Origin of the sequence: Bacillus cereus group sp. N14 (assembly GCF_016483555.1) — a bacterium.
Classification (GTDB): Bacteria; Bacillota; Bacilli; order Bacillales; family Bacillaceae_G; genus Bacillus_A; species Bacillus_A wiedmannii.
Genome location: NZ_JAEHBQ010000005.1, coordinates 198010 through 222161 on the forward strand (window position 1 = coordinate 198010; position 24152 = coordinate 222161).

A 24152-nucleotide genomic window follows, 5' to 3' on the forward strand; every position below is an offset into this window, starting at 1 on the left:
AAATGATAAAAATAAAGGTTTTTTTATCTATTATTTTGTTTAGTTCTCCTTCAATTAAGTATCTTTCTTTACATTATATTGACTGTTAATCATTATATTCTATATTATAAATATAATGATATAAATAATGCCAAGGAGGTTTACAACATGAAAAACATAATGGAACTCCTCAACAATCCATATATTAAATATCCATTAATTGTGATTTCAGCTATAGCTATAATAAAAACAGGTTATGATTTAGGTTCATTTATTAAAAATATTTGAGTTTTTTAACAATAGATCCATTGCTTTAAATGATATAGAAAAAGCACTACGGATTAAGGCAAAATTAAAAATGAGCCCGGTACATACCGGACTCACTTTTATCAAGCTGCCTAATGAAATAACCGTGTCTAACTTTTAGGGGGCACTTCACAAAATGCTCTTTTTTGTTTTATTTTTTATGTTCGTGCAAATGATTACATGGAGAACATTGGAATGGAATTTTATCTAAGCAATTAAAGTTTGTTTCACAAATTTGTTCAATTGTTGGAACAAACGGAATAACAACTATATTACTTTCTATTATTTGTGTAACAGGTGGCAATACTGTTCCTACTTGGTGTTCGAAGCGAATACTCGCTTGATTTATATAATTTCCTGAACCACTTGGCGCGCTCTGAACTACTACTTGGAACGAGACTGTGCGTGCTTCACCTGGATTTAAACTTCCTATAAGAAATCCTGATATTGGGTTTACATTTGGCACTGGCGTATTATCAACCGTTACACTTCCAAGGACAAATTGAACACTACTATCTAACATATCTTGAAAACGAATATTTTGTATTACAGTATCACCCGTATTTGTAATAACTGTCGTAAACGTAATAACATCTCCTATTGTTGCTGTTTGATGGTCTGCCGTTTTTACGACTGTCGTTGAGACATTTTGAGGAATAAACGGGATAACAACTGTATTGCTATCGCCTTCAACTACTACAGGCGGTTCATTTGGATTCACAATTGCAAGCCCACTCGCCGTAGCTGTATTTGTAACTAAGTTATTTATTTGCCCGCCTGTTATTACAACTTGGAAATTAATAATTGCCGCATCATTTGGCTGAAAATCCCCTAACGGAATACCAGTATTCGGATTGGCAAACGGAAGAGGTACATCATTTACCGTTACCGTGCCATTTATAAATAACGTATTCGGATCAATGATATCCGTTAAAACAATATTCGTCACAGGAACTGTACTATCATTTATAACAGCAATTCCGTAAGTGACAACATCTCCTACCATCGCTACTTCAAAATCCGCTCCTTTTGCAACAAATAAAATTGCAGTATTTACTGTTACAATAACAGTATTACTCGTGTCCATTACTGTAACCGGCGGCTCTCCTGGTACTAAAATATACTCTGCTAACGCCCCAGCAACGTTCACTACTGTACCACCATCTGGAAAACTTGTAATTGTAGCTTCATATGTTACAAGTGCCGTCTCACCGACTGGGATGTCTGGTATCGTAAATCCAGCCTGTGGATTTAACCCTGGCTGCGGAACTCCATTTATCGTTACACTATTTGGAACAAATTCAGCTTCCTGAGATAACACGTCTATAAATTGAACATTCATCGCATCAGCAGTACCTGTATTTAATATACGAACAGTATACGTTACCGTTTCTCCTACTCCAACAATCGGATGATCTACTTCTTTCAGCATATCTAAACTGCCTCTATTTACTGGTGTGACTGTCGTATTACTTGAGTTCGTAATTGTAAACGGTGGTTCTCCTGGAATCAATTCGAAATCACCAGTTACTCTCGCTGTATTCATAATGCTACTAGAAGGTGGAACCGCGATTACATTTACTTCAAATGTAATTAATAAGCTATCCCCTACTGCAAGATCTGGTAATGAAAAGCCTACAAATGGATCTAAACCTACTTGCGGAATTCCATTTATTTGCACACTTCCAGGAACGAATTCTAAACTAGGTGACGGAACATCGATAAACTGAACATTCGTCGCTGTTACCGTTCCCGTATTTGTAACTTGCACACTATAAGTTAACGTATCCCCTAATCGTGTTGCTTCTTTATTTACGGTTTTTATAACATTAAATCGTCCTCTATTTACCCTTGTTATTGTCGTATTACTCGGCTCTGTTACTACAACTGGTGGCTCTCCTGGTACTAAAGTAAAGTTTCCCGTTATATTTGCAACGTTCGTAATGGTTCCTGATGACGGGATGTTTGTAACTGTCGCTTGAAACGTCACGATAACTGTTTCTCCAACTGGTATATCTCCAACTCCAAAGCCAGTAATCGGATTTAAGTTTGGTTGCGGGGCTCCATTTATCGTTACACTACTTGGTACAAATGACGCTCCTGCTGAAATTGTATCAATAAACTGAACATCATTAGCTGTTACTGTTCCTGTATTCGTTATTTGAACTGTATACGTTAATACATCTCCAACGAGAGTAGCAGCCCTATTTACTTGTTTAATAACATTAAATCGTCCTCTATTTACAGTTGTAAGTGTTGTATTGCTCGGTTGGTTTACTACAACTGGTGGTTCTCCTGGTACTAATATAAAGCTTCCCGTAATATTTGCAGTATTAGCAATTGTTCCGTTTGATGGAACACTGACAACTGTTACTTGGAACGTAACTTCTACACTTTCACCTGGAGTTATATCTGGAAGCGGGAATCCATTATTAGGATTGAATCCAGGTTGTAACACACTATCTATCGTTACACTATCTGGGACAAATGTGATCGAGGACGGTAATACATCACTATATTGAACATTCGTCGCTACCACTGTCCCTGTATTTTGAACTACTGTTGTATATGTGATTATATCGCCTACTGCAACAATCGGCTGACTTACTGATTTTAATACATTCAGACCAGGTTCATTTATTTCTGTTAATGTCGTGTTACTTGTCGTCGTCTCTGTAATAGGTGGTTCTGTTCCACTTACAGCAAATGTAGCTGTAACGTCTACAAAGTTAACAATCGTTCCACCTTCTGGTATGCTTGTAACCACTTCCTGATATGTGACAAGTACAAAATCATCTACAGGTATATCTGGAACTGTAAAACCTATGAAAGGATCTAATCCTGGTGCCGGTACCCCGTTTATGCTCACACTTCCTGGTACAAATGCTACACCAGTGGAAGTAGTATCGATAAATTCAACATTCGTCGCTGCCACTGTTCCAAAGTTAAAAATCAATACATCATACGTTAATATTTCTCCTACAGTGGCTACTTCTTTATCTACTAGTTTTAATGGGAAAATCGAAGCTATATTAATTGTCGTAACGACTAAATTCGTTAATATCGTTTCCGTAATCGGTGGTTCCTGAGGATTTGGTTGTGAAGTAAACGTAACGTCTGCATCATTTAATATGACTTCATTATCTGGAATTTCTGTAATCGTCACTTGGAACGTTACCTCAATATTTCCACCAGCAATTAATAATGGAGTAACTGTAAATCCTATTTCTGGATTTAAACCAAGTTGCTGCACTCCACCTATCGTTACACTATTTGCTACAAATGTTGTTCCTTCTGGAATGACATCTTGGAAGAACACATCTGTAACAGGGATAATCCCTACATTCGTTATTAGCACAGTATACGTTAATACATCCCCAACAGCCCCAGTTGCAACATCAACTGTTTTTGTTGCTGTTACTTCACCAGGAGGAGGTAACGGGATTGTAACTACCGTTGTATTACTTGAGTTCGTTGTTGTTACAGGTGGTTGTAAAGGATTTAATAAGAAAGTGGCTGTAACAGATGCTGTATTTAATACTGCCCCACGTGTAGACGGTGCAACTACCGTAACTTGGAACGTTACTGTCAATGATGTTCCAGCTGCAATATTAGGAAGCGGGAAACCAATATTTGGGTCAAATCCAGGTTGTGGCGCTCCATTTATCGTTACACTATTTACTACAAATATTGTTTCTAAAGCAATTGGATCAATAAAAGAGACATTCGTTGCTGTTACTGTGCCGTTATTTCGAATGACAATAGAATACGTGTAAGTTTCTCCAAGTGCTGCTTGTTGTACAGATGAAGATTTTTGTATATTTAACCGAGCTGTGTTTACTTGCGTCACTACAAAGTTACTATTCGTAACAGTCGTTATAGGAGGACCAGCCGGATTTATAAGAAAACTTGCAGTTACATTCGATTGATTTCTTATATTCCCACCACTCGGCACGCTCGTCACTGTAACTTGAAACGTAATTGTAGCAGTTTGCCCAACTGGAATATTAGGTACTGGGAAACCTGCCATAGGATTCGCGCCTTGTTGAACAACTCCATTTATCGTCACACTATTTGCTACAAACGCAGTACCAGACGGAATTGGATCCTGAAAAATAATATTCGTTGCAGGAACAGTTCCTGTATTTTGAATAAGAATCGTATACGTTAACGTATCTCCTACTCCTGCTTGTGGTGTATTTACACTCTTCATTACATTAAGTGATCCTACATTCACTCGCGTCACAACAATATTACTAATCGTTACGATTGTAATTGGCGGCTGGAGAGGACTTACTTGGAAATCCGCAGTTACATTCGCATTATTCGGAAGAACTCTATTTGGTGGTACACTCGTGATTGTCACTTGAAAAGTAACTGTTACCATCCCTCCTACTGGAATATTAGCAAGTGGAAATCCAGTTGTTGGGTTTAAACCTGGTTGTGGCGCTCCATTTATCGTTACACTATTTGCTACAAACGTTGTTCCAGTAGGAATCGGATCAAGGAATGATACATTTGTTGCTGCTACTGTTCCACTATTCTGTATACGAACTGTATACGTTAACGTATCTCCTACTCCTGCTTCAGTAGCACTTACACTTTTCATTACATTTAATCCTGAAGAATTCACGACTGTCATAACAGTATTACTTGGTACTGTTACAGTAATCGGTGGCTCTGTTGGATTTACAAGGAAATCACCAGTTACATTCGCATTATTTACGACATTATTTCCTTGGGGAATTTCATCAATTAATACTTCAAACGTAACAATCACACTCGCGCCAGTAGGCAAATTATTTAATTGGAATCCAAGTTCTGGATCTGCCCCTTCTAGTAAAACACCATTAACAACTACACTATTTTCAATAAATAATGTCCCTTGTGGAATTGAATCTTGGAAAAATACATTTGTAGCTGGTACACTACCTGCATTTATGATTTCGATTGTATATACTAAAACATCCCCTACAGTTGCAACATCCGTATTCACTGCTTTCACAACTTCAAAGTTCCCTGATTGTACAGTTGTATTCACAATATTACTCGGAACATTGATTGTTACTGGCGGTTCGCTCGGATTCACTTGAAAACTTGCTGTTACATTTGCTTGATTTAAAATATCTTCATTTTCTGGATCCTGTACAATTAATACGTCAAATGTCACTACAACTGTTTGAGCCGCAGGAATATTTGGAAGAGTAAATCCTGTATTCGGATTCAGTCCACTTTGCGGTACTCCATTAATTGTTACAGAATTTGCAACGAAAGAAACAGCGGAAGAAATAGTGTCTTGGAAAAATACATTTGTTAACGGAACGTTTCCTGTATTTTGAACGGCAATCGTGTACGTTAAAGTGTCACCGACTGCTGCTTGCGTTGTATTCACTTCTTTTATTACATTTAAACCACCTGTATTCACTTGTGTCACAACTGTATTCGTTTGCCTATTAATCGTTACTGGTGGTTGATTCGGTTTAACGACGAAATTAGCAGATACATTTCCGCGATTCGCAATCGTACCTCCTGATGGCGTAGATGTCACCCGGACTTGAAATGTAACCGTCCTACTTCCACCTGGAGAAATATTTGCTACTGTAAACCCAGTCGCTGGATTTGCTCCAGGCTGTGAAGCCCCATCCACAGTCACACTATTTGCGATAAAAGTCGTTCCAATTGGGATTGGATCTTGAAAAATAACGTTCGTTGCAAGTACATTTCCTGTATTTTCAATTGTTACAGTGTACGTAAGAATGTCATTTACTGTCGCAAAAGCTCTATCTACTGTTTTTCTTGTTCTTATGTCAGCTATATTAATAGTAGTAAATACAGTATTACTTGTCGCTTGCCCGGAAACTGGTTGTTGACCAGGTACTGGAGTAAAGGTAAATGTTGCACTCGCACGGTTCGGAATTGGATTGACAAGAGGATTAGATGTTACTCGAACTTGAAAGCGCACTACCGTCGTTTGCGAAGCATTAATACTTCCTAGATTAATACTACTTGCTGGATTTGCTCCTGGACGTCCTACTCCATTTACCGTAACGCTGTTTGCTACAAATGTTGTTCCTGCAGGAATACTATCAACAAAAATAACATTATTTGCGGTAACGTTTCCATTATTCGTCACATTAACCGTGTACGTTAATACATCATTAAGCGTTGCCGTCTGTAAATCTACAGATTTTTGCATACTTATAGTTGCTTGATTCACTGTCGTTTGTACTGTATTGGAAGAAGAGGTACTTGTAATAGGTGGACTACCGACGAAAGGACGGAATTGATATGACACCATTGCACGATTTGAAATAGGATTTGGATTCGGGAATGATGTTATTCGAACTTGAAATGTAACAATTCTTTGCGTGTTATTTGGGATTGTACCTAAATTAATTCCATTAGCAGGGTTTGCATTCGGCTGCGTTACTCCCCCTACCGTTACACTACCTGCAACAAACGTCGTTCCGCTCGGAATACTATCACGTAATACAACGTTTTCTGCGCTTCCTGTTCCTGTATTCGGGACCGTAATCGTATAGGTGAGAGTATCCCCTACCCCTGCGACTGTTCTATTGACCGATTTAACAGGATTAATAATTGGCCCCGTTGCATCAATTTGAACACCAAAACCAGCTGCAGCGTATCCATCTCCATTTGTAACGAAGCGAACCGTTGCTGACGTTTGATTGTTTATTAAAGATGAAGAGGCATCTACATTCGTAATATCCCACCCTTGTCTTCGGACAGCCAAAGCTACCCCTAACGGCTGATTCAAATCTCCAAATGTACCGCTCGTATCTAAATTTCCACTGTCATTACAAATTTGTGACTGAAAGAAATTATTCGCGGGATTTCTTGGTCCGAATAACGCAACTGTAGTATTCGCATTCGGCCCAAAGCGAAGCTGATCTCCAGAAATGTTAGAATCACCTTCTTGGGCAGTTACAAGTACCCTTCCTGTTACAGCTCCTGTTGCCGGAGTAGCAAATCCAGAAATAGTAGCATCAACTGGTGGTGATGAAGCATCGATAATTTCTTGACCTGCATATACTGACAAATTTCGAAGCGGTAAACTTGCATTTTGATACACAACCTCAAGCGTCCAGCCAGCTGAACGACTAATTGTTGGATCAGCTGAAGTTCTTGTAGCCGGTACGGCCCCTGTCGTATAAGTTCCTGCCCCACCTGCACTTACAAGATTCGTTACATTAGCAGAGCGAGCATAATAAAACTGGTTTCCTACTGAACCTTGCTGCGCGGTAGCAGGGTCTGGCGTAACTGAAAACGTTCCTGCTGGTGTTGTAAATGTAATGTTATCATTTAAAAAAGCTGAAACATCTTCTGTATCGGTCCGGTATGTGCCGGCCCATACTAGTTCTGCGTATAAAATACTACTCCCTGCCGGAAGATTCAAAATTGCACTTGAAGAATTTAATGGCCAGTCATTCGTCGTTCCTGCTGGGAATCCAGTTACTTGGAGCGATGTATTTACCGTTGTAAATACATCAATCGTACCGAAGTTATTATTTGGTGCAGGCGATGTAGGACTTAGTCCTAACGTGTTCCCAGTGAACGTGACGGCACCAGTTACTGTTGTTGTAAAGCGATTCATAAAAGGCACACAATCATCTCATTTCATTTATAGTAAAAAGTGCTCTATACTATAAAATGTAGACAAACTATACAATGTACGTTGTCCAACAAAATTCCACATATATGGAGAGGAGTTTACTACCCTATGCGCTACGTTATCATAACAGGAACTTCACAAGGTTTAGGTGAGGCAATCGCCGCGCAATTGTTAGAAGAAAACACGAGTATCATCTCTATTTCTAGAAGAGAAAATAAAGAGCTTACTAAACTCGCAGAACAATATAACAGCAATTGCATTTTCCACCCCTTAGATCTTCAAGATATACATAACTTAGAATCTAACTTTAACGAAATCATTTCATCTATAAAAGAAGATACTGTATCATCTATTCATTTAATTAATAACGCAGGTACACTCGCACCCATGAAACCGATAGAAAAAGCTGAGAGCGAACTGTTCATTACGAACGTTCAAATTAATTTACTTGCACCGATGATTCTTACCTCTACTTTCATGAGATATACGAAAGACTGGAAAGTAGATAAACGTGTTATAAACATTTCATCTGGTGCAGGAAAAAATCCTTATTTTGGATGGGGCGCTTATTGTACAACAAAAGCTGGTGTAAATATGTTTACACAGTGCGTAGCAACCGAAGAAGCAGAAAAAGAATATCCAGTAAAAATCGTCGCTTTTGCACCTGGTGTTGTTGATACAAGTATGCAAGCACAAATTCGTGAAACAAATAAAGAAGACTTCATAAATTTAGACCGCTTCATCGCACTAAAAGAAGAAGGAAAACTACTGTCACCTGAATACGTTGCGAAAGCAATTCGTAGCTTACTAGAAACTGAGAATTTCCCGCAAGGTGAAGTCATTCGAATTGATGAATAACAAAAAGGCACGCTGTAATAGCGTGCCTTTTCATTTTATTTCTCTAAAAATATAAGTACAGACTCCGCAATTTTTTCATAACCAATTTCTTGATAAATTTTATTAGACGTAGGGTTTGCTAGATCAGTATATAACGTAGTCGTCTTATATCCTTCATCTAACATACGTTGACTAAGTGCAGCGACACAACTAGATGCGTACCCTTTTTTCCGCGCTTCTTTCGGTGTATATACGAAATTAACTGTTATATTTTTTGTAGTTGGTCTCGTTTTTGCAGCTACAGAAACAAGCTTCCCATCTACTTCTAAACCAAATAGACGACGGTTCGTAATTAATGTATGAGCGGTTTGTTTCGCTTCTTCTTTCGTAGTAGGAAGCCTTACATCTTCGCAAAATTGATAAATCCACTGTTCTATTAATGGTAGCTCATCACTACCTATTTCTCGAAAAGCCCCATCCTCGGTCCACTTCTTCTTAACTTGTTGTAATGCATACACACCTTGCTCCATTACAACATTCGTTTTCTTATTTTCTAACACGGCAATCTCTTCCGCTAATTTCTGTACAATTTTCTTATTACCAATCAATCCAGGAACATTTGAATATACTTTCGTTAATTTTTTTGCAAGTTCCACGATATCCTCTTCCTCAATTTCAGACGTAGCAACAATGATTTGTTTCTTTTCTTCTGTTTGAAGAAATACAACTACAATTTCTTCCTCTTGTTTTGCTACCCCCATAAATATCGGTTGTTGGACCATTTGTAATACACCTAATATGAGATTATTTTCCTGCTCATTCTTTTCTAAAAATGGTGTAACCTCTTCTTTAAAATGAAGAATCTCTTCGTATACATGTAATTGAATCATCGACAATCTCTTCCCTCTATTTATAGTTTCATTAAGTATTGGCGATTAATTCATTAAATCCTTCTTTTACGATTCAATAATATTCGAAGCTAACGTATTCAAATCATTTTCCGCTTGTAAAATTCTCTGTTTTTCCTTTTCAAATACCTCTTCTTCTTTCTGAAATGACTCTGTTCGATTTTTAATCATGCGCTCCATTTCTTTTTTACTCGGTCCACCGTATACATTTCTTTTTTGAATAAATGCTTCTGGCGATATTATTTCCCCCCACTCTTTTTCCAATAAATGTATTTCAAATTTTTCTTGTAAGTATATATTTACATCTTTTAAATGTAATTCATGTAGCTCCTTTTGTTGCTCCAATGACATATTCGCAATAACACTCGCTGCATGATGCGCATGCCGAAATGGAATGCTATAGTTTTTTGTTAAAACATCTGCGAAATCAGTTATCGTAATTGCATGTTTATAAGAACGACTTTTTAACGTTTCTTCTTCTACTTTCATTGTTCGAATAACTGCATTCATAATACAAAAAACACGAATGGTCTTTTCAATTCCTTTATATAAATACGGCTGCAAATCATCTTCCGTATCGACAATATCACCAAATGGTGTATTATGAATCATTTGAAATACTGTAAATGCTTCTCCTAAAGCACTACTCGTAATCGCACGGGCGTGTTCAATGGAAACTGGATTTCGCTTTTGCGGCATAATACTACTTATTTGTACATATGGCTTTGCAACAGTAATACCATCATATTCTTTCGTCGCTAATAATAAAAAATCATGAATCCATCTACTCGTATTCGTCATAATTACCATAAGTAACGAGCTAACTTCTAATAAATAGTCCGCTCCAGCAACAGCATCATATGAGTTCTCAATTACATTTGTAAACCCAAGTAAATTGGCAACTCGCTCTCGTTTAATTGGGAAACTTGTTGTAGAAAGAGCGGCGGCTCCCATTGGAGACTGATTTAAAAGTTTGTACGTTCGTTTCATTCGTTCTAAATCTCTCTGCATCGTATCATAAATCGCTAACGTATAATGACCAAATGTTGTGGGCTGTGCTGGTTGTGTATGTGTATAAGCTGGCATAATCGTTTCTTTATGATCAGCAGCAAGTTGTAGTATACTTTCTTGCAATAACAAATGATGCTCCATTAATCGTAGTACATATCGCCTTAAACTCATACGATACATCGTTACCCCCATATCATTTCTACTTCTACCAATATGCATATTACTTACAAAATCGCATTTCGCTTCTTGAGAAATTAAATGTTCGACTAGAAAAAAGAGATCTTCATGCTGCTCTGTATATAGCAATTGATCTTTTTGAATTCCCTCTACCTTTTTAAGAGCGTTTAATATAACTTTAGCTTCTTCCTTTTTCATTAGACTTTCTTCTGTTAGCATCACAATATGCGCTTTATGCACTTGAAACATATCTTTCAATAAGTAATTTCGCTGAAAATGAAATACATGTTGTAATACGCAATCCACATATGTTTTTCCAGGGAAATCAGCGCCTTCACTCTTTATAAAATCTTCTTTACTTTGTTTCATCACCTTTTCCCCTCTCACCTAAGTATTACTACCCATCATACCCAGAGATAGGAAAAATGTGCTTGTACATAAAAATAAACTCGGTGCTCTCTGCACCGAGTTTACTTAATAAAAGTCGCATCATACTTATCACTTTGCAACACTTGGAAATGTAAGTTTGCTAAATGTTTCCGTATTTCTGCACTGTCGTCCTCATTTAAATTATTGGCTAAAAACACTATTTCTGTACAGTTCCCGCGTTTATCCATCGCATAAACTGCTTTTGTAACTGTCCATGGCGTATAGCCATTTTTTTGCCCTGCATGTCTAAATGTTTTACGATATTTTTTAGCGCTCATATCTGTTTCAACGATATTCGCCCACACTTTTTCTTCGGCTTCTGTTAGGCCACCTTTATGGTTTGCCTTTTGAAGCAGTACCATATAATCGTTTGCAGAAGCTGCTGGTAATCGATCTGACCAAATTTTATCGTAACGTTCCTCTAAATAAAGAGGTATTTCCTTCTGTAATAATGGCCCCTTCTTTTTTAAGCGTTCATGTATAATCATCGCATATTCACGATATTGCTCTTGAGACATTTCTTTTAACTTTTTCTCTATTTTATATTTCGGAACATGTAGTTCTTTATGCAAATATCCAGGGATGTATAAAGATGAAACAATCGGAAATAGCGGCTGATGTGCTGGAAGGGATAAACTTTGTAAATTTCGATTAATATTATCCAACCCTAACACTTCCATTAAATATTCAGCATTCGCATTCGAACTAAACTTAACCATTCCTTTTGCCACTTCTTCTAAAGAAACTGCCTCTTCTGTTATCTTGTCTGTCTTTTGCAAATACCTTTGCCATCTATCTTGTGCACCGCCATCTGTATTCGGCACATAATAACGATTTATATCATTAATGGAAACGAAACTAGACGGATCAATTTTCCCTTCCGTAACTTGTTTCGTATATTCAAGCGCCACAATTAACTTCATCGTACTAGCAACTGGCAATACAACATTTGGATTTACAGAATAAACAACTTTATCATTTCTCTTCACGAGAAGCGCACTATTTTTTTCATCTTTATGTTCTTCAATAAAGGATGCGATATACTGTGCATCATCATTATTTGAACTCCACACTTTTTTCACTAAAAAATTACCCGATATTAGCAAAACGAAAATACCCACAATCACTGCGCATACTATAGTTTTTTTCAAGTAAAATTCCTCTCCTATTGTATAACTCTTCTCTATCTATCTCTTTCAAACAAAATAATGGAGATGATTATTTTAGTAATCATCTCCATTATTTTAACTTGTATTCTCCTATTATGTCTACGTCATAATTTTTACGAAGTCTTCGAGAAATTTTTTATAATGTAATGACCAACCAATTCGCACCCAATTCTTTAAGGATTTTGCATCAGGTTGTGGACGGAAATCAGCAATACTTTCTCCCTTTGCAATCCCTACTGTATCCACATCGACACGACGGTACACATAATCCAAAATAGACGGATTCGCCGCAACCATCATTGTAACAACGTCATGTACTGGGCTACCTGTTATTTTCGGATTTAACTTTTTATACGCTTTATAATAATACGTAAATATCGGTTCAATTAATTTATTAAAATTCGTTTTAGAGTGTTTCGTAATATATTTCACCATTTCTGGCGTAATAATTGCTTCAGATGTAACGTTAAGTGGCACTAATGTCAAATTCTTGGCATTTTGCATAACTAATTGTGACGCAATCGGATCACCATGAAAATTCGCCTCTGCGACTGGTGTCACATTGCCGGGCATTAAAAAAGCACCACCCATTATATAATATTCTTTCACATACTTCATCATCGGCTTTTCTAAAATAAATGCTGTCGCTAGTGTCGTTGACCTACCAGCATCAACAATGATTAATTCTCCTTTATACTTTTCAAGAATATCAAAAAAAGCACAAAAAGGTTTTATATTTGGCGAAAAAGCTTTTGGAGGTTTAATTGGCCCTAAACCGTCTGCCCCATGAATTTCTGGATAATACGTTGTAACATCTCCGGATAAAGGAATTTTCGCACCATTAATAACAGGTATATCCTCCCGCCCTGCCATTTGCAGCAAATATGCTGCATTACTTGTCGCCTTTTCTTGTGTTACATTTCCATATCCGGTTACAACACCAACAATATCAATATCAGGATGCATAATTCCATACATGATGGCTAAAGAGTCATCAATTCCTGGGTCTCCCAAAAATAATACTTTTTTCATCGACCTCAACTCCATCCCCTCAATTGTTATTAATTTATGAATAACCTTACATATACAGAATAAAAAAGAATAAATTCACACAAAAAAACGTAGTCCTCTATAAGGACTACGTTCTTCCTCTAACCTATACTGTTTTTCTTCACAGCACTCATACTTCCAATGATATAAGCGATAAACGCAAAACAAATTGGGAAGACAACTGTATGTATACCGAACGGATTTGGATAGAAAAGATGAATACACATATATGAGCCTACCCCAACTAAAATAGAGGCAAGCGCTCCTGTTGCATTTCCTTTTCTCCAATATAACCCTAATACAATTGGCCAAATGAATGCTGCTTCTAATCCACCGAAAGAAAATAAATTTAACCATATTAAAAAATCTGGTGGTTTAATTGCTGCTGCATAAACGAGTAGCCCTACGATACCAGTAATCCACAAACTTCCTTTTCTGATCGTACTGTCTGCTGCATCTTTATTTATGTAATTTACGTATATATCTTTAATAATTGATGAACTTACAAGTAACAATAACGAGTTTACTGTAGACATAATTGCTGCCATTGGCGCGGCTAAAAAAACTCCGGCTAACCAAGGTGGCAACACTTCCATCGCGAGTAGCGGCATTACTTTATCTGGTACCGTTATACCCGGAAGTACGACTCGTGCAAATACACCTGTTAAATGCATACCAATCATAATTGTACCTACAACAACCGTTCCAATTATTAATGCTTGATGCATAGCTTTTGAATTTTTATAAGACATGGCACGCACGCTAATTTGCGGTAAACCAACAACACCAATTCCAATTAAAATCCAAAATGATGTCACATATGATTTCGTTAAACTACCATCCGCTCCGAATGGTGTAATTAAATTCGGATTGATTTGAATAAGTTCCTGCATAATCTTTTCAATTCCACCACCAGCAATGACAGTAGCAATTAAAATGATTGTCGTTCCAACTAACATAATAATTCCTAATAACGTATCTGATAAAGCAACTGCACGAAATCCACCAATTAATACGTACACAAGTACAGAAAAAGTAAATAAAAATAGTGCTGTTGTATAAGATAGACCCGTTAGTGATTCAATTAATCGGCCACCGCCGACCCATTGAGCTACTGTTGCTGAAAATAAGAAGATAATAATACATAACGCAGAAAGTATAACAACTGCTTTATTATTGTATCTTCCCTTTAAATAATCGATAAGAGTAATGGCTTCCATCTTCCTAGCGATAATTGCAAACTTTTTACCGATAACCGTTAAAACTATATACCCTGTTACAACTTGAATCGCAGATAATAATACCCATCCGAGGCCCATATTGTACGCAATACCTGGACCACCAATAAAGCTACTAGCACTACCATACGTAGCAATCATTGTCATCGCTAATAATAAACCGCCAAGTTCACGCCCACCAAGAAAATATTCTTGTAAAAATTTATTATGAGCAGTCGCTTGTACGCGTCTTGAAGCATATACACCAATTAAAAATACAACGATAAACGAAATTATCATTGGAATGATTACATACCAATTCATCTATTATTCCTCACTTTTTTCTTCCTCATCGAGTGAAATATCTTGAAATACAAAACGAACAACTAAACTAAGTAAAATAACCATAACGATAAATCCAACGATACAGCTATAAAAAAACCATGCTGGAAAACCGAATACATATGTATATTCACTTGGATTTTCACTACCAAGCCCATAAGCAAATCCGTACCATATTATAAAATTGATAATAGCAAGTCCAAGACCAATTAACGCTTCTCTATGGGCAATTCGAAAGCGTGGATCATCATGATAATTCTTCATTTTCTCCCTCCTCTCACGATGTATTATTGTACCATTGTTCTTCTAGTTTTTCCTACTAGAAAGCAAAAACAAGCAGGATTTTTTATAATCATATAGAAGTTTCTCTTACATTACATATTTTTTACAATTGTAACACAAATGAAATTTGAATTTTCAGTATTTGTTAATTATGATTAAAATTAGAGGCTTTCCATCTAGTTCCCACATCCTTGATTTCGGAATAAACGCCGTCTCGTACTGCGTTTACATTATATTTTCAAGGGGGTTATACAATGAGTCAACTAGCTGTAAATCTTCATGAAAAGGTAGAAAAGTTTCTTCAAGGTACAAAAAAGTTATATGTGAATGGATCCTTCATTGAGAGCGCTTCCGGAAAAACATTTAAAACACCTAACCCAGCAACCGGCGAAACACTTGCCGTCGTTTCTGAGGCTGGTCGAGAAGATATTCATAAAGCTGTCGTTGCAGCTCGCATGGCTTTCGACGAAGGTCCTTGGTCTCGCATGAGCACTGCTGAGCGAAGCCGTCTTATGTACAAGTTAGCTGATTTAATGGAAGAACATAAAGAAGAGCTTGCACAGCTCGAAACATTAGATAACGGAAAGCCAATCCGTGAAACAATGGCAGCAGACATACCACTTGCAATTGAACATATGCGCTATTATGCTGGCTGGGCTACGAAAATCGTTGGTCAAACAATCCCTGTTTCTGGTAATTACTTTAACTATACACGCCATGAGGCTGTTGGTGTCGTCGGTCAAATTATTCCTTGGAACTTCCCACTTCTTATGGCAATGTGGAAAATGGGAGCAGCGCTTGCTACAGGATGTACAATCGTTTTAAAACCTGCAGAGCAAACTCCACTATCTGCTCTATACTTAGCTGAATTAATTGAAGAAGCTGGATTCCCGAAAGGTGTTATTAATATCGTTCCTGGATTCGGTGAATCAGCTGGACAAGCTCTCGTTAATCATCCACTCGTTGATAAAATTGCATTTACTGGTTCTACTCCAGTCGGTAAACAAATTATGCGACAAGCATCTGAATCATTAAAACGCGTTACACTTGAGTTAGGCGGTAAATCACCAAATATCATCTTGCCAGATGCTGATTTATCTCGCGCGATTCCTGGTGCACTTTCTGGTGTTATGTTTAACCAAGGACAAGTATGCTCTGCTGGATCACGCTTATTTGTTCCGAAGAAAATGTATGATAATGTCATGGCTGATCTCGTCCTCTATTCTAAAAAACTAAATCAAGGTGTCGGTCTTAACCCTGAAACAACAATCGGTCCTCTCGTTTCCGAAGAACAACAAAAACGTGTAATGGGCTACATTGAAAAAGGGATTGAAGAAGGCGCTGAAGTACTTTGCGGAGGAAGCAATCCATTCGATCAAGGCTACTTCGTTTCTCCTACAGTATTCGCCGACGTAAATGACGAAATGACGATCGCAAAAGAAGAAATTTTCGGTCCAGTTATTTCTGCAATACCTTTTAACGATATTGATGAAGTAATTGAACGTGCAAATAAATCACAGTTCGGCTTAGCGGCTGGTGTGTGGACAGAAAATGTTAAAACAGCACACTATGTTGCAAGTAAAGTACGTGCTGGTACTGTATGGGTAAACTGTTATAACGTCTTTGATGCAGCATCTCCATTCGGAGGTTTTAAACAATCTGGTCTTGGCCGTGAAATGGGATCTTACGCATTAAATAACTATACAGAAGTGAAGAGCGTTTGGCTCAACTTAAATTAACGAAAAAAGAACCTGGCCTATCCGGTCAGGTTCTTTTCATTATGTATTCCTTTAAACTTGTAGTCCTCCGCTCACATTCAATACTTCTCCTGTAATATAGGATGCGTATTCTGACGCTAAAAAGGCAGCTGCGTTCGCAATATCTTCTGGCGTTCCAATTCTACCAACTGGAATCGCGCCAACCATCTTTTCTTTCACTTTATCTGGTATCGTTTTTGTCATATCTGTATCCATAAACCCTGGACAAATCGCATTGCACGTAATGCCGAAGCTTCCAACTTCTTTCGCCGCTGTTTTCGTTAAACCTACAACTCCTGCCTTTGTAGCAGCATAATTCGCTTGACCTATGTTTCCTTCTCTACTAATTGAAGATATATTAATAATGCGTCCATACCCTTGTTGTCTCATGTAAAGAAGCGCTGGCTGCATACAATAAAAAACACCTGTTAAATTTACTTGCAGTACTTGTTCCCATTCTGGTTTCTCCATTTTATGTAACATAGCATCTCGCGTAATTCCTGCATTATTTACTAAAATGTGCAGTGTACCAAATGTTTGGACAGCGTATTCAATTAAGGACTTCGCATCATTTTGATTACTCACATCACAACGATACTGCTTCACTTCATATCCTTCATCTGATAATTCACGTGTCGTTTTTTGTAGCTTCTCTTCATTTACATCGCTAATTAATACTTTAGCCCCTAGTTTTGCATAAACCCTTGCAATCTCTTTTCCAATTCCCTGTGCAGCTCCTGTTACTACAGCTGTTTTCCCATTTAAAAACTCCATCCCTATCCCCCATTTCTATTACTTATACTGTATATTTCGGCTCTTTGCTTCCCAATTCCTCTTTGTATAAAAAAGTCTATTTGTGTCAAACTAACTTTGCAACGTCGCATAAAACACAAGGAGATTGTGTCGAATGAACAAAAAAAATTTCAAGCAAAACAAAGCTGCTGATGGCATTGATGTTGAGTTCTCTCGTGAACTCGCTGACCACAATGACTTAGAAGCAAACGCACGTGCAAATGCCGCTGATGCACGTCAAAAACGCCAGTCAACAGAAAAATAAAGAACGCACAACCTTATTCTTTTCAACAGGGACCTACTACCCAACAAAATAAACCGAGAGATATCCTCTCGGTTTATTTTCTATATTTTTTTATATAATGTGCCAAAGTAAGTAGCGGATATATATAGGCATAGCTATGATAACGAATATAAAACCCACCTGGCAAACCTGTTCCGGTAGGATATTTTTCATTCACATAAGGATTCGCAAGCAAATATGAAATACCTTTTCGAATAGCTGGTGTTTCTTCATCATGGTAAGAAATGAGAGCATCTAACGCCCATGCTGTTTGGGATGGTGTACTAAATGGTAAAGTAATGAACCTTTTTTCCACGCTACTTTGGCACGATTCCCCCCACCCACCATCTTCATGCTGTATATGTTCCAACCATAAAGCTGCTCTTTTCATTGATGGATTGCTAGATGGAATTCCGAGTGACCGTAAACCAGTCATAACACCCCACGTACCGTATATATAACAAATCCCCCATTTCCCATACCATGATCCATTTTCCTCTTGCACATTCATTAACCAATTTATCGCACTTTGTTTTTGTTTCTCAGGCAATTCATTTTGCGCGTATGTCCCGAAAAGCTCTAACACTCTTCCTGTAATATCTGGTGTAGAGGGATCTGTAATCATATCGCTTGCATTTTCGATTGGTAAATTTGCTAATAAATTACTCGTCACACCTTTTTCAAACGCTCCCCAACCACCATCATTATTTTGTAATCCTTTAACCCAATTGACCCCTTTCTTCCAAGCATTATCTACATTTTCGTTCCCCCTACTTCTTGCCAACGCTCTTAGCACGGCTGTTGTATCATCGACATCTGGAATTGTCGTATTCACATCCGAAAAACCCCAACCGCCTGGAGTAAGCGCCGGAGCATGTACGCTCCAATCAGCTTTTTTTGTATGCTGTTTTTTTAATACATACGCTGCTGCATGTTGAATCATCTTATTATCTTTCGAAGCGTGGGCCTCTTGTAACGTATAGCTGAGTAAAGCCGTATCCCATACAGTTGAAGGAGAGTTTTGCAAATGATTCCCTCTTTCCATCTTCCATATATAAGATGTTATCCCTGCTATAGCTTTTTGAATCATTGATGATTGAAGAGAATGTCCTAACGCGAGTAAAGCATAAATCATATAAAATGAGGCAGTTGCGTAACTATATAACGTTCCATTTTCATCAATACGCTCTTTCATAAAACGTTCGACTTCCTCATATCCTTTATGGTGTAAAGAAAGTGGATACGATATGATTTGTTTTACATCACTTAATAACGTTTGAAACAACGGAGACCGCTCCTCCCGAAACCATTCCCCGCCCCCGCCTGCGATATGATTTAAATTTGGCAGTAACTTTTTTCCTACTCGAAATCTTTTATTTAAACAAACCATCATCGGAATTAAATGGATACGTGCTGAGCTACTCAATTCAAATATACTGAGGGGTGAATCATTTTGCAGAAACATAATCGGTGTTGGCAAATGAAAGAGCGAAGGGTATTCATATTCTCCATGAATTGCTAATAAAAACTTCGTCATAAAATGAGCACGCGCCACGCCTCCACGTTCCTTAATAAACATTTCGGCTCGCCTCATATTCGCATCTTCTTTTGTATATTTTTTTGAAGCTAGTAAGGCCGCATAAGATTGAATTGTAGCAGATAAATTGCCACCCACTTCATCTTCATACAATTTCCATGTTCCTTCATTTGTTTGAAGTGATGCTAATCTTTTTACAAACGGTTCTATCTCTTTATCTCTACCTAATAATTTTAATAAAAAAATCATATGGCAATCTGTTAATGGTGCTCCTTCAAAACAAAACTGCCACGTACCATCTTGCCGTTGCATCGTTTGAAGTGCAGTTGTTCTTCTCGCTATTTCTTCATGCACTTTTTCATATAATAACAAGTTACTCACCCACCCTTTCGAAATCCGTATAACGATATTCAAAAAGGTAGCTAAATATGTATGAAAACAAAGAAAAACAGAACATATAAAATGTTCTGCTCATAAGCAATATCCCACTCCGACAATAATCCCTACTAAAGCACCGACTACTACTTCATACGGTGTATGCCCGACAAGTTCATTTAACTTCTTATATTCTGTTTGTCTACCGTGAAAGAACTCATTCAATATTTTCGCTTGTTTACTAACTGCAAGTCTTACTCCTGAAGCATCATACATAACAATTATTGCAAAGATAGCAGCAATAGCAAATAAGGTACTTTCCACACCTTCCACAACGCCAACACCTGTCGCAAGTGCTGTAACAGTTGAAGCATGAGAACTCGGCATCCCACCTGAAGCGAAAAACTTTGCAAAATCAAATTCACCCGTTTTGAATAATTTAAAGACTACTTTCGTTAATTGTGCTAGAAACCATGAAATTACAGCGGCCATAAGCGGATCATTATGTAAAATTGTTTCCACGTTCTCAGCTCCCTACTGACTATAATGGAAATCTATATAGTATCAGTATAAAGAAAAATGCGTAGAAAATACTACGCATTATGATACTTTTGCTGATTTATTTTTTATAAATTTCGGTTGCTTCTGCACTAAAAACTTTGTTTTCGCTATTGAAAACACAAATAATGCAACCCATATACAGAAAAATGCCATCATATGAGTAGATGTGAAATGTTCACCAAATACGAATACACCTAAAATTAAACTAATCGTTGGTGCAATATATTGTAAAAATCCTACCATATAAAGCGGAATAAGTTGTGCTCCTTTTGCAAAATAAAAAAGTGGTAAAGCTGTAACAATGCCTGCTCCTATTAATAGTAACGTCGATGACATGGAAATAGATCCAAATGAACCGAATCCATGCGCTCCTGTCATAACGAGATAAATAATTGCAAACGGCGTCACTAACATTGTTTCCATCGTAAGACCAATTGTCGCATCATAGTTTAACAATTTTTTCGTTAATCCGTATAATCCAAACGAAAAGGCAAGTGATAAAGAAACCCACGGAATAGATCCGAAACGGACTGTTAAAATGATAACCCCTATTCCAGCTAAACCAACTGCAACATATTGCCAAAAGTTTAACTTTTCCTTTAAAACGACTGTACCAAGTAAAATACTAATAAGCGGATTAATATAATATCCAAGACTTGCTTCAATAACATGATTATGATTAACGGCCCATATGTAGACAAACCAGTTTCCGCTAATCAAGACTGAAGCTATTGTTAATGACATTAATAATTTAGGTCGTTTAAAAAGGTTCACGAACTCCCCAATAAACTGACGAAACCTCTTCGTAACACCTAATACAAGTAACATAAAAACAAACGCCCAAACGATGCGGTGTGCTAATATTTCATCTGCTGGAACTTCCTCAACCCATTTCCAATAGATTGGTAGGATTCCCCACATCGTATAAGCACCAGCTGCATATATAATCCCTTTTTTTTGCTGTGCTGATTGACTCCCCATCTTCCCTTTTCTCCTCTTCTCATTTTTCTCCATTATACGGTCCCGCATGCTCACTTTACCAATAATCAATCTGCAATTCTTTCGACATTTCTCATACAACAAAAAGTAAACATACTGTTATAACGACAAGTAATGGTATACCGAAAACAAATTTCTTTTTATGTGTTTTATGGTGAAACATATACATACCGATCCAAGCACCAACTGCGCCTCCAGCTGCCGCTGATAAAAACAACGTACTTTCTGGCGTTCTCCACTGTTTCTTCTTCGCTTTTCGTTTATCAAGCCCCATAAGGCTAAAAGCTATAACGTTAATAATAATAAAATAAATCCATTTCATCGCTTTCTCTCCCTATGAAAAATTCGCTTAATGGTAACATGAAAAAACGATGGAAACAACTGAAGAACACTTTTTATTAATTAGTTACCTTTATATTTAAATAACGAACTAAAATCGCAGTTAAAGCAATTAAATAGAAAGATGTTATAAGCAGAATCTTATATTGCATTCCCTTCATCCACTACCATATCATCGAAAAAACTTCTCTCAATCTCTTTTTCATCAAAATGAAGAACTACAATTAGTCCTACATATAAAGAAACGAAATTTAGAAACCATTCCCCATTATCATCTTTCTTAGCTAAACATTTAAATATCTCTTGAAATTGCATACGTTCATCTGCAGCAACAACCGGACGCACACCAAAATATTTCAATACGAGATTCAGCTTCAGCTGCACGGATAATGATAAAATATATTTTAATATCTCCGTATACTCCGCACTATCTTTTTGACTATACAACTTCACAAGCTTTTGATGTAAAGTAGAAATCGATAATTCTTCGTCAGTCACTTTAGTTGCTTCTATCGTTTCAATCATCTTTTTCATATCCATTACATTCACCCCTTCTGCAAAAAAACAAAAGCCAAAGCGTATTTATTTTATAATCAGCAATAATTGAATATTTCTCATCTCTCGTTCTTCTTTACTAACTAAGTCATACTTTTTTAAAAGATGAAAGATATCATTTAATATTTCCTGTGAATGATTACCTTGCAAAAATCCCTTCAATCCTGTAAAAATCTCTTTAGGCAAAAAACTCTTTTGACTTTCAAGCTTATTCATTACATCTTCCATAGAATGATCGATATTACACGCCATACTAAACTTCCCCCTCTATCCTCTATAAATAATATCCTCCGCTAACGATGTAAACACTTCTCCTACAAGAGACTCTTCATCATATACAGATGAACCGTTATTTTCTTCTCGTTTTGCAAAAGGTATTTGTGCAATCACTTCTGTTTGCAATTGTTCTGCAAGCATTTCGCCGCCACCTTTTCCGAAGAGATAATTTTTCGATCCATCTTGTTCTTCATAATAAGCCATATTTTCTACAATCCCTAAAATCTCGTGTTTCGTATGTTTTGCCATAACACCTACTCTAGATGCTACGAATGAAGCTACATTGTGTGGTGTTGTAACGATAATTTCTTGCGCCTGCGGGATCATTGCTGCAACATCAATAGCTACATCTCCTGTGCCAGGTGGTAAATCAAGAAGTAAATAATCTAATTCTCCCCAGTGCGTATTCGCAAGGAAATTTTGAATCCATTTATTTAACATCGGTCCGCGCCACATAACTGGGTTATTTCCTTCCGTAAAAAATCCCATCGACATAATTTTAACACCGTGACTAACAACCGGAATTGCTGTTTGATCAATCATCGTCGGTTTTTGATTCGTTTCCATCATAGCTGGAATGCTAAAACCATATATATCTGCATCTAATATCCCCACTTTTTTGCCCATACGAGCTAAAGCAGTTGCAAGGTTAATTGTCACCGTTGATTTTCCAACTCCACCTTTACCGCTCGTTACAGTAATAAATCGTACCCCTGAATCAAGGCGAAGCATGCTCGGCATTCCAGTTTCTGTTCTACTATTTTTCTTTAACTTCTCTGTTAGCGCAGCTCGTTCTTCTTGTGTCATAGAACCAAATGTCAAATCTACTTTAGATGCACCAATTGCCTGAAGAGACTCTTCCACATCTTGTTGAATTTTTGCCTTTAATGGACAACCTTGAATCGTTAGCACTACTTCAAGTTTAACCTCTGTTCCATTCATTTGTATATTTCTAACCATATTTAATTCTACAATACTTTTGTGTAACTCCGGATCCTCTACATGTTTTAATGCGTTCATTATTTGTTCTTGAGTAATCATAGAACTCATCCCTTCTCGTATTCGAATTTATATACAACATCTTCTTGGCGAAAAAGCTTATTATCCCCCACTAACGGGCGGGATTAATGCGACTATATCTCCAGCTTTTATCATCTCTTCATCCGTTACAAACTCTTCATTAACAGCCACCATCACTCTATCAAACGATTGTAAGCAATAGCTTGCTTTGAGCCATTCTTTTAATTGCTGAACTGTCATTTCTTGCTTTTCTAAAATTACTAGTCGATTCGATCCGACTTCCTCACGTAAATTTGCGAACAATAAAATTGTAATCAT

The 24152-nt window shown here is 37.2% G+C and carries 19 protein-coding genes; 3 read left to right on the forward strand and 16 right to left on the reverse strand.

Going from position 1 to position 24152, the window contains the following annotated elements; all coding sequences use genetic code 11:
* Window positions 1-436: 436 nt before the first annotated feature.
* Window positions 437-7909 carry a DUF7507 domain-containing protein gene (locus tag JDS82_RS10525; RefSeq protein ID WP_199713205.1) on the reverse strand — a complete coding sequence of 2491 codons (7473 nt, stop codon included), beginning with the start codon at window positions 7907-7909 and terminating at the stop codon, window positions 437-439.
* A gap of 117 nt (window positions 7910-8026) precedes the next feature.
* Between JDS82_RS10525 and JDS82_RS10530 the strand changes: the two genes are divergently transcribed.
* Window positions 8027-8776, forward strand: a complete 750-nt coding sequence (locus tag JDS82_RS10530) for a (S)-benzoin forming benzil reductase (protein ID WP_048560364.1) — start codon at window positions 8027-8029, stop codon at window positions 8774-8776.
* Between the two features lie 35 nt (window positions 8777-8811).
* Here the strand turns inward: JDS82_RS10530 and JDS82_RS10535 are convergent, their stop codons facing one another.
* The 6 genes from JDS82_RS10535 to JDS82_RS10560 all read right to left on the reverse strand — a co-directional run bounded on the left by JDS82_RS10535 (window position 8812) and on the right by JDS82_RS10560 (window position 15322).
* Entirely contained in the window at window positions 8812-9645 is an 834-nt protein-coding gene (locus JDS82_RS10535; RefSeq protein WP_199713206.1) for a GNAT family N-acetyltransferase, read from the reverse strand.
* 66 nt (window positions 9646-9711) lie between these two features.
* Window positions 9712-11220 carry an argininosuccinate lyase gene (gene argH, locus JDS82_RS10540; protein ID WP_199713207.1) on the reverse strand — a complete coding sequence of 503 codons (1509 nt, stop codon included), beginning with the start codon at window positions 11218-11220 and terminating at the stop codon, window positions 9712-9714.
* Between the two features lie 101 nt (window positions 11221-11321).
* The gene (locus tag JDS82_RS10545) at window positions 11322-12431 is read right to left on the reverse strand and encodes a serine hydrolase (protein WP_000751361.1); all 1110 of its coding nucleotides are present in this window, start codon (window positions 12429-12431) and stop codon (window positions 11322-11324) included.
* A 117-nt stretch (window positions 12432-12548) separates the two neighbouring features.
* Window positions 12549-13481, reverse strand: a complete 933-nt coding sequence (locus JDS82_RS10550; protein WP_000756434.1) for a nucleoside hydrolase — start codon at window positions 13479-13481, stop codon at window positions 12549-12551.
* 119 nt (window positions 13482-13600) lie between these two features.
* The gene (gene panF, locus JDS82_RS10555; RefSeq protein ID WP_199713208.1) at window positions 13601-15040 is read right to left on the reverse strand and encodes a sodium/pantothenate symporter; all 1440 of its coding nucleotides are present in this window, start codon (window positions 15038-15040) and stop codon (window positions 13601-13603) included.
* A 3-nt stretch (window positions 15041-15043) separates the two neighbouring features.
* On the reverse strand, window positions 15044-15322 hold the full coding sequence (locus JDS82_RS10560; RefSeq protein WP_000800717.1) for a YhdT family protein: 279 nt from the start codon (window positions 15320-15322) through the stop codon (window positions 15044-15046).
* 272 nt (window positions 15323-15594) lie between these two features.
* Between JDS82_RS10560 and dhaS the strand changes: the two genes are divergently transcribed.
* The gene (gene dhaS / locus JDS82_RS10565) at window positions 15595-17079 is read left to right on the forward strand and encodes an aldehyde dehydrogenase DhaS (protein ID WP_000080285.1); all 1485 of its coding nucleotides are present in this window, start codon (window positions 15595-15597) and stop codon (window positions 17077-17079) included.
* Window positions 17080-17130: 51 nt separating this feature from the next.
* On the opposite strand, the gene fabG is transcribed toward dhaS, so the two are convergent.
* Window positions 17131-17871, reverse strand: a complete 741-nt coding sequence (gene fabG, locus JDS82_RS10570; RefSeq protein ID WP_000395032.1) for a 3-oxoacyl-ACP reductase FabG — start codon at window positions 17869-17871, stop codon at window positions 17131-17133.
* A 133-nt stretch (window positions 17872-18004) separates the two neighbouring features.
* Here fabG and JDS82_RS10575 point away from each other — a divergent pair, with 133 nt between their 5' ends.
* Window positions 18005-18154, forward strand: coding sequence for a YfhD family protein (locus JDS82_RS10575; protein ID WP_001035806.1), 150 nt, complete (start codon window positions 18005-18007; stop codon window positions 18152-18154).
* A 73-nt stretch (window positions 18155-18227) separates the two neighbouring features.
* Here JDS82_RS10575 and JDS82_RS10580 read toward each other — a convergent pair whose 3' ends face one another.
* The 8 genes from JDS82_RS10580 to moaD all read right to left on the reverse strand — a co-directional run bounded on the left by JDS82_RS10580 (window position 18228) and on the right by moaD (window position 24152).
* Window positions 18228-20081 carry a terpene cyclase/mutase family protein gene (locus JDS82_RS10580; RefSeq protein WP_199713209.1) on the reverse strand — a complete coding sequence of 618 codons (1854 nt, stop codon included), beginning with the start codon at window positions 20079-20081 and terminating at the stop codon, window positions 18228-18230.
* A 99-nt stretch (window positions 20082-20180) separates the two neighbouring features.
* Window positions 20181-20606 (reverse strand): divergent PAP2 family protein, encoded by a 426-nt coding sequence (locus tag JDS82_RS10585; RefSeq protein WP_000447816.1) that lies wholly within the window; start codon window positions 20604-20606, stop codon window positions 20181-20183.
* A 78-nt stretch (window positions 20607-20684) separates the two neighbouring features.
* Window positions 20685-21626 (reverse strand): EamA family transporter RarD, encoded by a 942-nt coding sequence (gene rarD, locus JDS82_RS10590; RefSeq protein ID WP_000535553.1) that lies wholly within the window; start codon window positions 21624-21626, stop codon window positions 20685-20687.
* 91 nt (window positions 21627-21717) lie between these two features.
* Window positions 21718-21966 carry a DUF1294 domain-containing protein gene (locus JDS82_RS10595; RefSeq protein ID WP_000871327.1) on the reverse strand — a complete coding sequence of 83 codons (249 nt, stop codon included), beginning with the start codon at window positions 21964-21966 and terminating at the stop codon, window positions 21718-21720.
* Window positions 21967-22124: 158 nt separating this feature from the next.
* Complete coding sequence (locus JDS82_RS10600) at window positions 22125-22523, reverse strand: nucleoside triphosphate pyrophosphohydrolase family protein (RefSeq protein ID WP_000367290.1); 399 nt, start codon at window positions 22521-22523, stop codon at window positions 22125-22127.
* 42 nt (window positions 22524-22565) lie between these two features.
* Window positions 22566-22790 carry a hypothetical protein gene (locus JDS82_RS10605; RefSeq protein WP_000752392.1) on the reverse strand — a complete coding sequence of 75 codons (225 nt, stop codon included), beginning with the start codon at window positions 22788-22790 and terminating at the stop codon, window positions 22566-22568.
* 15 nt (window positions 22791-22805) lie between these two features.
* Window positions 22806-23855 carry a P-loop NTPase gene (locus JDS82_RS10610; protein WP_048543984.1) on the reverse strand — a complete coding sequence of 350 codons (1050 nt, stop codon included), beginning with the start codon at window positions 23853-23855 and terminating at the stop codon, window positions 22806-22808.
* A 60-nt stretch (window positions 23856-23915) separates the two neighbouring features.
* The gene (gene moaD / locus JDS82_RS10615) at window positions 23916-24152 is read right to left on the reverse strand and encodes a molybdopterin converting factor subunit 1 (RefSeq protein WP_000628506.1); all 237 of its coding nucleotides are present in this window, start codon (window positions 24150-24152) and stop codon (window positions 23916-23918) included.

Coding starts and splice junctions, on each gene's coding strand:
- JDS82_RS10560 (WP_000800717.1), bottom strand. CDS start 15,322: ATGAAGAATTATCATGATGATCCACGCTTTCGAATTGCCCATAGAGAA.
- JDS82_RS10550 (WP_000756434.1), bottom strand. CDS start 13,481: ATGAAAAAAGTATTATTTTTGGGAGACCCAGGAATTGATGACTCTTTA.
- JDS82_RS10605 (WP_000752392.1), bottom strand. CDS start 22,790: ATGGCGTGTAATATCGATCATTCTATGGAAGATGTAATGAATAAGCTT.
- JDS82_RS10575 (WP_001035806.1), top strand. CDS start 18,005: ATGAACAAAAAAAATTTCAAGCAAAACAAAGCTGCTGATGGCATTGAT.
- JDS82_RS10530 (WP_048560364.1), top strand. CDS start 8,027: ATGCGCTACGTTATCATAACAGGAACTTCACAAGGTTTAGGTGAGGCA.
- rarD (WP_000535553.1), bottom strand. CDS start 21,626: ATGGGGAGTCAATCAGCACAGCAAAAAAAAGGGATTATATATGCAGCT.
- JDS82_RS10610 (WP_048543984.1), bottom strand. CDS start 23,855: ATGATTACTCAAGAACAAATAATGAACGCATTAAAACATGTAGAGGAT.
- moaD (WP_000628506.1), bottom strand. CDS start 24,152: ATGATTACAATTTTATTGTTCGCAAATTTACGTGAGGAAGTCGGATCG.
- argH (WP_199713207.1), bottom strand. CDS start 11,220: ATGAAACAAAGTAAAGAAGATTTTATAAAGAGTGAAGGCGCTGATTTC.
- panF (WP_199713208.1), bottom strand. CDS start 15,040: ATGAATTGGTATGTAATCATTCCAATGATAATTTCGTTTATCGTTGTA.
- dhaS (WP_000080285.1), top strand. CDS start 15,595: ATGAGTCAACTAGCTGTAAATCTTCATGAAAAGGTAGAAAAGTTTCTT.
- fabG (WP_000395032.1), bottom strand. CDS start 17,871: ATGGAGTTTTTAAATGGGAAAACAGCTGTAGTAACAGGAGCTGCACAG.
- JDS82_RS10535 (WP_199713206.1), bottom strand. CDS start 9,645: ATGATTCAATTACATGTATACGAAGAGATTCTTCATTTTAAAGAAGAG.
- JDS82_RS10595 (WP_000871327.1), bottom strand. CDS start 21,966: ATGAAATGGATTTATTTTATTATTATTAACGTTATAGCTTTTAGCCTT.
- JDS82_RS10600 (WP_000367290.1), bottom strand. CDS start 22,523: ATGGATATGAAAAAGATGATTGAAACGATAGAAGCAACTAAAGTGACT.